The organism is Mycobacterium sp. E3198, assembly GCF_001667015.1.
Lineage (GTDB): Bacteria > Actinomycetota > Actinomycetes > Mycobacteriales > Mycobacteriaceae > Mycobacterium.
The window spans coordinates 1-8,688 of sequence record NZ_LZIS01000262.1; the positions used below are offsets into that span (position 1 = coordinate 1).

At 69.5% G+C, this 8,688-nt stretch carries 10 protein-coding genes and 1 pseudogene; 4 read left to right on the forward strand and 7 right to left on the reverse strand.

Features of this window, described 5'->3' with window-relative positions; genetic code table 11:
* The first annotated feature begins 138 nt into the window (after nt 1-138).
* Nucleotides 139-483 carry a DUF732 domain-containing protein gene (locus A5673_RS26960; RefSeq protein WP_068239838.1) on the forward strand — a complete coding sequence of 115 codons (345 nt, stop codon included), beginning with the start codon at nt 139-141 and terminating at the stop codon, nt 481-483.
* A gap of 17 nt (nt 484-500) precedes the next feature.
* Here A5673_RS26960 and A5673_RS26965 read toward each other — a convergent pair whose 3' ends face one another.
* Complete coding sequence (locus A5673_RS26965) at nt 501-1,997, reverse strand: bifunctional phosphatase PAP2/diacylglycerol kinase family protein (RefSeq protein ID WP_068239808.1); 1,497 nt, start codon at nt 1,995-1,997, stop codon at nt 501-503.
* Between the two features lie 24 nt (nt 1,998-2,021).
* Here A5673_RS26965 and A5673_RS26970 point away from each other — a divergent pair, with 24 nt between their 5' ends.
* Nucleotides 2,022-2,762 (forward strand): hypothetical protein, encoded by a 741-nt coding sequence (locus A5673_RS26970; protein ID WP_068239810.1) that lies wholly within the window; start codon nt 2,022-2,024, stop codon nt 2,760-2,762.
* Here A5673_RS26970 and A5673_RS26975 read toward each other — a convergent pair.
* From A5673_RS26975 to A5673_RS26985, 3 genes are read right to left on the reverse strand one after another with little or no spacing between them, the layout of a single operon-like run.
* Nucleotides 2,753-3,433 (reverse strand): GAP family protein, encoded by a 681-nt coding sequence (locus A5673_RS26975; protein WP_068239820.1) that lies wholly within the window; start codon nt 3,431-3,433, stop codon nt 2,753-2,755. The two genes, A5673_RS26970 and A5673_RS26975, sit on opposite strands and share 10 nt — an antisense overlap.
* Nucleotides 3,434-3,459: 26 nt before the next feature.
* Complete coding sequence (locus tag A5673_RS26980; protein ID WP_369806531.1) at nt 3,460-4,137, reverse strand: GAP family protein; 678 nt, start codon at nt 4,135-4,137, stop codon at nt 3,460-3,462.
* A gap of 40 nt (nt 4,138-4,177) precedes the next feature.
* A complete protein-coding gene (locus A5673_RS26985) occupies nt 4,178-4,483 on the reverse strand; it encodes a hypothetical protein (protein ID WP_068239829.1) in 306 nt (101 codons plus the stop codon).
* Nucleotides 4,484-4,657: 174 nt separating this feature from the next.
* Between A5673_RS26985 and A5673_RS26990 the strand changes: the two genes are divergently transcribed.
* Nucleotides 4,658-6,157 (forward strand): glycosyltransferase family 39 protein, encoded by a 1,500-nt coding sequence (locus A5673_RS26990; protein ID WP_068239841.1) that lies wholly within the window; start codon nt 4,658-4,660, stop codon nt 6,155-6,157.
* Here A5673_RS26990 and A5673_RS26995 read toward each other — a convergent pair whose 3' ends face one another.
* Nucleotides 6,158-6,994 (reverse strand): family 16 glycosylhydrolase, encoded by an 837-nt coding sequence (locus tag A5673_RS26995; RefSeq protein WP_068239830.1) that lies wholly within the window; start codon nt 6,992-6,994, stop codon nt 6,158-6,160. It lies immediately after the preceding gene.
* Between the two features lie 155 nt (nt 6,995-7,149).
* Nucleotides 7,150-7,578: a MarR family winged helix-turn-helix transcriptional regulator gene (locus A5673_RS27000; protein WP_068239832.1), complete on the reverse strand. Its 429-nt coding sequence runs from the start codon at nt 7,576-7,578 to the stop codon at nt 7,150-7,152.
* Between the two features lie 119 nt (nt 7,579-7,697).
* On the opposite strand from A5673_RS27000, the gene A5673_RS27005 reads away from it, so the two are divergent.
* Nucleotides 7,698-8,309, forward strand: coding sequence for a hypothetical protein (locus A5673_RS27005; protein WP_068239835.1), 612 nt, complete (start codon nt 7,698-7,700; stop codon nt 8,307-8,309).
* Here A5673_RS27005 and A5673_RS27010 read toward each other — a convergent pair.
* Nucleotides 8,306-8,688: pseudogene (locus tag A5673_RS27010) on the reverse strand (NADP-dependent oxidoreductase); the annotation flags it as partial. The gene A5673_RS27005 and the pseudogene A5673_RS27010 overlap by 4 nt on opposite strands.

Here is an 8,688-nt window from a genome sequence, read left to right on the forward strand (position 1 = left end):
CTGCGCACCTGCCGACCCTAGCCCGCCCGGTCGACGCTGCCGGGTTAACGCTTTTCAAACGCCGCAAATTTGTCGCGCGCCGCGGTTACGGAACTGCTTTCATATATGCCCGGGGGGCAAACAAAGGAGAACGCAGCTATGGCAGCTCGGAGGACCTCTGGCAAGTTGATGCGCGCCGCGTTTGCAGTTGGGCCCCTTCTGACCGCCGGCATCGTGTGCGCGGGCCCGGCACACGCCGATGAGGCCACCTATCTCAACCGCCTGCACGCCATCGGCATCCAGGACCTCGACGGTGGTGACCCGGCGCTGGTGCAGACCGGCTGGAAGATCTGCCAACAGATCTCCTGGGGCGCCCCCGCGTCGCAACTGCAGTCCCTGGCGCTGCAAAAGTCCGCCATGGACCTGGGCCCCAATGGGCTCACGCCGCGGCAGGCGGACGCCCTGATCGATTACGCCTTGGTCGACCTCTGCCCGCGCGCCTAGCTTCGGCCTGACCCGGCTCAGTCCGGCGCCGGTGGCCGAAAGACCGGCAGGACGCGGTATTTCGCGCTGAAGCTGGCGTGCTCGTACTCGTCGCCCACCTCGCCGTCGTGGGCGATCACCGTGGGGCCGTCGACGGCGGAAAAGCTGAACTCGGGCACCTGCAGCTCGTGATACAACGGGCTGCGCAGCAGGCGCCCCAGCGCCAGCGCGGTCAAGATTCTCGTTCGCGCCCAGCGGCGCCCGGTTTCCAGGATGCGCACGTCGATCAGGCCGTCGTCCATGCGAGTGCGGCGTGACGGTGCGAATCCCGTCGGCAGATACACCGAGTTGCCGATGAAAAACAGCGACGTCTGCAGGGTCTTGTTGTCGTAGCGGATCCTGACCGGCTGGTCCTTGCGCAGCGTGTGCAGCATCGCGTAGAAACCCGCCACCGGCTTGCCGACGCGCTTCTCCAGCTTTTCGCGATACCGGACGAACGTCGGGTACGCGCCGATGCTCGCCGTGTTGAGCACCATCCGGCTTTCGTTGAGGCACACCAGGTCAACGCGGGCGACGCTGCCCGCCCGGATGGCTTCCACCGTGTTGGCCACGGTGTCGCAGCCGATGTCCTTGGCGAAGTGGTTGAACGTACCGGCGGGGAAGACCGCCAGCGGCAGCCCCGCGTCGATGGCGACCGACGCGGCCGTCGCCACGGTGCCGTCGCCGCCGCCGACGGCCAGCACCTCGGCGCGCTCGGCGGCGCGTCGCAACGCCACCTCCGGGTCGTCGTCGGGCCCCAGTTCGACGATCTCGACTTTGGGCAGCGCGGCGCGGACCTCGTCGACGACGCGCGAGCCGGTGCCGCTTCCCGACGCCGGGTTGATGACCAGGACCACGCCGGCGCCGTCGGGCCGCGGCGGCGTGTCGACGAGGAACGGTTCCGTCTTGGGCAGGGTGGTTTGGACGATCGGCGGGACGACCCGGCCGCCCAGTACGGCGAGGCCGGCGCCGATGCCGAAACCGGCGAGGACGTCCCCGGGGTAGTGCGCGCCGGTGGCCACCCGCGACAGCCCGACCATGCCGGCCAGCAACGCCAGGACGAAGCCCAGCGGTGGATTCTCCAGACCGACGCCGACGGCGAACGCGGCGGCGCTGGCGGAGTGTCCCGACGGCAGGGAGTTGGACACCGGACGGCGGCGGACCCGGCGGATCAGTGGCACCGAGTCGTAGACGGGCCGGGGGCGCGGTCGGATTCGCTTGGCCACCTGGTTGGTGACCAGGCTGGTGGCGCCGAGCGTCACAACGCCCCGCGTCGCGCCGCGCTGCGCGGAGGGCTTGCCCGATGCCAGCAGCGCCGCGGCGATGGCCAGCCACAGCTTGGAGTGGTCGGCCGCCCGGGTCAGCGGCGGCATCACCGTGTCGAGCAGCGGGGTGGGCGTCTCGGCGATCGTCTCGAACAGCTCCCGATCGAGCGTGCCCAGCCCGCGAGTGATCTGCTTGATGCCGCGCGCACGTCGCCGGGGCCGCATGTCCATTGCCTACACCTTAAATTGGCAACCGTGCGCGCAAACGGCTACTCGGCGGCGTGGCTGGAAAACGCCCGACGCCGGGGCGTGGCCACGGACGTCGTCCGCGAGATCGCGCGGCGGCACGCCATCGCGCCGGACAGCTTCGCCGTCCTCGAGGGGCTCGAGGAGATCAAGGACCCGCACGCCAAGTCCTACTTTCTGCTGCCGGGCAGCATCGGCGGCGACGACGCGCGCGCGGCGACCCTGATGACCTACGTCCTCAACGCGGGCACGGACTACGGCAAGGCGGGCCGGCGGCCCGCAGACTTTCCCGAGACGCCCTACACCGCCGCCGAGGTCACGCGAATCATCAACCGGCAGAGCGCAAATCGCTGGAGTTACTCCCGCGACGTCAGGTTCGTCCATCGCAACGGGGGCCGCCTGATGACGACCCCGAACGGCATCCTCATGGGCGCCGGCGGCAATTGGATCCAGCGGCAGTTCAGCCGCCGGGGCGGCACCACCTGGGGCGACATCTTCATGGTCAACATGGGCAAGCTCGCCGACCCCGCGGAGCGGCTTCGCCGCATCGTCGGGTCCGGGTACGCCTGGCACCACCTGGACCTGGACCGGGTGCTGCACCACGAGGAGCGGCACTGCCGGCAATGGGCGGCCAAGGGCTACGGCGGCATGCTCAGGGACTACAGCAGGGAACTGGTCCGCGAGTTGGTCTTTGGCGCGACGAACCGGCTCGAGGCCGACGCGGGCCTGGCCGACGGCGGCTACCGGTGATGCAGCGCGTCAATCCCGTGGTCGAGCACCATCGCGCCGATCACGATCAGGATGCCCGCGAGCAGGGCCGCGTTGTTCCTGTCCATCCAGTCCCTGGCCCGCGCCAACGTCGGGTCGAGGCGCGCACCGGCGGCCGCGTAGGCCAGGATCGGGATCGCGACGCTGGACGCGGCGACGGCAACGAAGAACGCCGCGGCCAGCCAGTCACCGCCGAGGCCGAGCCCGCTGGTGCCGATGCCCAAGCCGGCCGGCACGCAGATGAGCGCCACGTCCGGCCGCACGACCGCCAGCGCCGCACCCGTGAGGGCCGCACGGGCCGGCTTGATGGTGGCGAACGAACGCATCCAGGCCGGCGACTCGGTGTGGCTGTGCCGGGTGAACCAGCGGAAGATGCCGTAGACGATCAGCGCCGACCCGAAGACCACGCGCAGCCAGGACGACCACTTCGGCGGTGACTTGTCCAGCCCGCCGAGCAGCCCCGAGGCCGCGACGGATACCGCCGTCAGCGCCGCGATGCCCAGCACCCAGCCGGCGAGGAAGGCGAGGCCGCTCGGGCGGGGGCGCGGCGCCTGCAACACCAGCACCGCGGGGATGACGGTGATCGGTGAGAGCGCAATGACCAGCCCGAGCGGAATCAGCCCGGTTACCACGGTCCCCCAGCTTCCTGCCATGGGCAGCAATCTAGCCTGTCGATCGACTACAACGCGTGAATTCCGTTGTAAAGCACCAACAAACCGATCAGCACCAGGATGATCGCGAGCATCGCGGCGTGGTTTTCCTCCATCCATACCTTGAGCCGCTCCAGCGCCTCGTCGAGGCGGCCGCCGGCGCCGACGTAAGCCAGGATCGGCACGGCGACCGTCGAGGAGGACACGGCGACGAAGATGGCACCCGAGACCCAGCCGGCCGCCGGGCCGAGCCCGCCGGTGCCGATGGCCAGGCCGGCCACCGCGCACAGGATCAGCACCTCGAGCCGCACCGCCGTCAACACCGCCCCGGTCACACCCGCCCGCAGCGGGGTCATTTTGCCAAACGAACGCATCCAGGCCGGGCTCGTGCCCTGGCGATGCCGGGTCAGCCAGCGGAAGACGCCGAACGCGATCAGCGCCGACCCCATCACCACGCGCACCCACGACGCCCACGTCGGCGGCGCCTGGTGCAGATCACCCAGCAGGTCGGAGGCCGCCGCGAACGCCGCGGTGAGGGCGGTCATCCCCAGCAGCCAGCCGCCGAGGAAGGACAGGCTCGCCGGCCGCGGGCGGGGCGCGTGGAGCACCAGCACAGCCGGGATCACCGTGATCGGTGACAGCGCGATGACCAGCCCGAGCGGAATGAGCTTGGTCAGAACGGAAACCAGGTTGCCTGTCACGGGCAGCCATCATCGCATTGATGGAATCCGCCGGCACCACGACCCGCTAGCCTTTCCGGCGCAGCGTCCAGGCCGGCACCCAGTGCGTCACGGTCTTGCGCTTGGAGCCATACGCGATGGGGTAGGTCACCAGCCCCCACCAGTCGCCCTGCTCGCAGATCCCCCAGCAGCTGAGCCGGCCCTCGACGACCTTGTGCAGCTGCAGGCCGTTGGGCTGATACCGCCCCGACCGGTGCGGCTCGCGGGGGAACAGCACCGTCAGGTCGACGAGCACCGTGATCGGCGGGCGCACCACCCGGAACGGGCTGCGCACCGGCTGACCGTTGTATCCGATCGACGCGAGCTCGCCCATTTATCGATCATACGTTCGAATGCCCCAATTCGACCGCCGCCGAGGATCCGACGGGTTTTGGCGCGTGTGGCCGAGTAACCGACGCAGGGCTGGTGCCCGCTTCTGGCAACATAGCGGGCGGTGAGCGTCTCCGATACCGTCGAGTCACGGCATCTCCGCGGCGGCCCGTCGGCACTGCCGCGGGTTGCGCTGGACCCGCTCGTCGTTGGATTGCTCAGCGCCGCAATCAGTCTCGCCGGCGCCGCCAGGCCGTCCTTCTGGTACGACGAGGCCGCAACCATTTCGGCGTCCTACAGCCGTTCGCTCGGCCAGCTCTGGCGCATGCTGGGCAACGTCGACGCCGTCCACGGCCTGTACTACACGCTCATGCACGGCTGGTTCCAGATCTTCCCGCCCACCGAATTCTGGTCCCGCGCCCCGAGCGGTCTGGCGGTCGGCGGCGCCGCCGCCGGGGTGGTGGTGCTGGGCAGGCAGTTCTCGTCTCGCACCGTCGCCGTGGCCTGCGGCGCGTTGTGCGGCATCCTGCCCCGGACGACGTGGGCGGGGATCGAGGCCCGCCCCTATGCCCTGTCGATGATGGCGGCGGTGTGGCTGACGGTGCTGCTCGTCGTGGCGGCGCGCCGCAACACCGCCTGGTCCTGGGTGTCTTACGGCGCCGCCCTGGCCCTGTCGATCGTGCTCGACGCCTACCTGATCCTGGTGGTGCTGGCACACCTCGTCTTCGTGTGGAGCTGTCAGCGTACGCGAAAAACCTTGGTGCGCTTCGCCATCACGTCGGGGGCGGTCGCGCTCGCCCTGGCGCCGTTTCTGGTCGCGGTGGCGGGGCAGTCGCATCAGATCCGCTGGGTCCCGCCGATCGGGCGCCGGACGATCGAGGACGTGGTGGTTCAGCAGTACTTCGAACGCAGCCCGCCGTTCGCGGTGTTGTCGGCGCTGGTGGTGGCGGCGGCTATCGTGTTGTGGCTCAGCAGGTCCGCGCGGCTCGCGCCGGGGGATCGGCAACTGCTGACCATTGCGGTGGGGTGGCTGGCGATACCGACCGCCCTGATCGTCACGTGGTCGGCGCTGCTGCACCCGATTTACACGCCGCGCTATCTGGCCTTCACCGCACCGGCGATGGCGCTGATCCTGGGCGTCTGCACGGCCGCCGTGGCGGCCAAGCCGTGGACCACCGCCGCCCTGGTCGGCCTTTTCGCCGTCGCGGCCGCGCCGAATTACGTTCGGGCGCAACGCAATCCGTACGCCAAATACGGTATGGACTACAGCCAGGTGGCCGATCTGATCACCGCGAAGGCGGCGCCGGGCGATTGCCTGCTGGTGAACGACACGGTGACGTTCATGCCCGCCCCGATGCGCCCGCTGCTGGCGGCGCGACCGGATGCCTACCGGAAACTGATCGACCTCACCCTGTGGCAGCGGGCGACGGACCGTAACGACGTCTTCGACACCAACCTCATCCCGGAGGTCGTCGCCCCGCCGTTAAGCCATTGCGGCGTCGTGTGGATCATCACCCAGGCCGACAAGTCGATGCCCGCTCACGAGCAGGGTCCGGCGCTGCCGCCGGGCCCGGTCTACGGTCCGACGCCGGCCTTTGCGGTTCCGCGCGAGCTGGGGTTCCGGCTCGTCGAGCGCTGGCAGTTCAACCTGGTTCAGGTGATCAAAGCCCAGCGCTAGTCACCAGATGCGGATGTAGTCGACGAGCATGTCCGCCGGGTAGGTCGCCGCGGCGGGGTCGCCGGCGCCGACGCCACCAACGGCCAGGGTGAACATCGGGGTCATCCAGTAGCCGGGGTTGTTGAACGGCCACCGGAAGTCGTCGGGGGCGCCGCCGTGGACGTGGATGGGCTTGTTCGGCACGGTGAAGTACTGCGTCCCGTCGCGCGCGAACTGGAATCCGTCCTCACCCCAGTGCATTCGCCACGTGTGCCAGCCACCGTCCACCAGGCCGGGAATCGACTTCCCCTCCCACGTCTTGCCGTTGGAGGCCGCGTGCACCGTCGTTCCCGGGGGCCACGAACCGTTGCCGTACCACTCGAACAGGTCGACCTCGCCGTCGGGCAGCGGGTCCTCGTTGACGCCCCAGAACGCCGACCACAGGCCGGGGTCCAGGCAGTTCAGCTTGATCTTGGCTTCCCAGGTCTGGTTGATCATGCTCCGGAAGTTGCCGCGCACTTTGGCGCCGTAGTAGGTGTCCCCCTCCTGGGTGGCGCGCAGGACGAGATTGGAGTTGCCGTCCTGGAACACGTTTCGGCGGTCATCGCGGTAGATCCCCGCGACCGGCGGAAACACGTCGTCCTGCCAGGTCTGCACCGTCCACTTCCCCGGATCCGGCGCCGAGCCCGGCGGGCCGTCGAACTCGTCGGAGAAGATGTAGCCGCCGGGGCCGGCCGACGGCGCCTCGGGCGGCGCGGGGAGCGGCGACGGGACGGCCAGCGCCTCCGGGATGGGGGTCGCGGCCACGGCCGCCAGCATGCCGAGCCCCGTGGTCAGCAACATGCTGCGACGATCCATTGCTCTACCCCAATCGTTCAAGTGCCGGGACCTCCGGCCCCCCGTGACTTCCCCTAGGCAACTTTTGCAAACGGTGTTATGAAACCACGCGCCGGGGGCCGTGCGCATCTCGCCGGACCGTGCGGACCCCATCCAATTTGGCGGAGTAACCCCTGTCAGCGGGCCGAATCTGTGCCCGCCGCATAGAGCAGCCGCTTCAGGTGACGCTGTTCGTCGGCGCTCAGTTGGGCCAGGATCCGTTGCTCGGCCATCCGCACGGCCGCGTCGGCGCGTTTCAGCAGCGCCTTGCCCTCGCGGGTGAGCCGGGCCGGCATCGCCCGCCCCGCCGGCGCCGGCGCCGGGCGCGCCACCGCACCACGTTCCTCCAGCGAACGCAGCACCTGGTTGGCCGCCTGCGCCGAGACGTTGGTGCCGCGCGCGAGGTCGGCGCTGGTGAGCCCGGGATGCTTCGCCAGAATCCGCATACACACAAACTCCGCCAGTCCGATGCCCAGCGGCTTGAGCTCCGCGGCCACCTGGGGCCGCAGCGACGCCATCACGCGGTACAGCAGAAATCCCAACGGCTCGTCGGGAGCGTCGCTCATGCCCCAATGCTTGCATGCACACCGCGGTTCGCAGCAGGCAACCATCAATTTACTTGACATTACCCGCGCCGGTGGTATCAAGGAGCTTGATAGTCCCGATGTGGAAAGGAATGACAGAGATGTCTGGTGGATTTTTCGGCGGTTTCGGCGGTCCCGGTTTTGGCGGGCCCGGTTTCGGCGGTCCCGGATTCGGTGGCGGCTGGAACGAAAAAGGTTGGGGGCATGGCGGATCCGGCGGCGGCCCCGGCTTCAAGGGCGGCTTCGGCCACGGGCGTCGCCCGTTCCTCAAGCGTGCCGCGTTCGTGACCGCGGCGCTGCTGCTCGACGGGCCGGCCGACGCGGCGCAGATCGTGCAGCGGGTGTCCGACGCGACCGAGGGCGCGTTCACGCCCCCGCAGGACGTGGCGGAGCTCGCCATCGGCCTGCTGGCCGGCCGGGGTGTCGTCACGGTCGAGGGCGGCGTCGCGACGCTGACCGAACTGGGCCGCAACCTGCTGGCCTGGCGGGGTGTCAGCAGCGAGACCGCGCACGCCTTCCTGGGGCGGGCGGCCAAGTTCGGCGACGTCTTCAAGATCCGCAGAGAGCTGTTCGAGCTGGCCGGCCTGGCCCGCACGATCACCTGGACCGGCACCGATGAGCAGAAGCAGCAGCTCGCCGAGACCCGAACGAAGGTGCTCGAAGCCCTGACCGAGGCCAAGAAGGCGCTGCACCGCGTCCTCGGCGAGGGCTAACCGCGCGCGGGCTCGCTCAGCTTGACCAGCATCTTGCCGATGTTGGCCCCGGTGAACAGGCCGTTGAGGGCGTCGACGCACGATTCGACGCCCTCAAAAACGGTCTGGCGCGCCCTGATTCGGCCCTCGCTCTCCCATTGGCGCAGCGCGGCGAACGCCTCGTCGAAGCGACCCCAGTCGTCGAGGGCGTTGAAGCCCTGCATCGACGCGGTCTTGGAGAGCAGGTTGACGTAGTTGGCCGGCCCCGGGTGCTGCCCGGTCAGGTAGCTGGAGATGACGCCGCACAGCACCACCCGCGCCTTGGTGGCCAGCCGGCCCAGCACCGCGTCGAGGATCGGCCCGCCGACGTTGTCGAAATAGACGTTGACCCGCCGCGGGC

What these genes read in the sequence shown, in the direction of transcription:
- A5673_RS26960 (WP_068239838.1), top strand. Translation starts at nt 139, where the DNA reads ATGGCAGCTCGGAGGACCTCTGGCAAGTTGATGCGCGCCGCGTTTGCA.
- A5673_RS26965 (WP_068239808.1), bottom strand. Translation starts at nt 1,997, where the DNA reads ATGGACATGCGGCCCCGGCGACGTGCGCGCGGCATCAAGCAGATCACT.
- A5673_RS26975 (WP_068239820.1), bottom strand. Translation starts at nt 3,433, where the DNA reads ATGGCAGGAAGCTGGGGGACCGTGGTAACCGGGCTGATTCCGCTCGGG.
- A5673_RS26985 (WP_068239829.1), bottom strand. Translation starts at nt 4,483, where the DNA reads ATGGGCGAGCTCGCGTCGATCGGATACAACGGTCAGCCGGTGCGCAGC.
- A5673_RS26995 (WP_068239830.1), bottom strand. Translation starts at nt 6,994, where the DNA reads ATGGATCGTCGCAGCATGTTGCTGACCACGGGGCTCGGCATGCTGGCG.
- A5673_RS27000 (WP_068239832.1), bottom strand. Translation starts at nt 7,578, where the DNA reads ATGAGCGACGCTCCCGACGAGCCGTTGGGATTTCTGCTGTACCGCGTG.
- A5673_RS27005 (WP_068239835.1), top strand. Translation starts at nt 7,698, where the DNA reads ATGTCTGGTGGATTTTTCGGCGGTTTCGGCGGTCCCGGTTTTGGCGGG.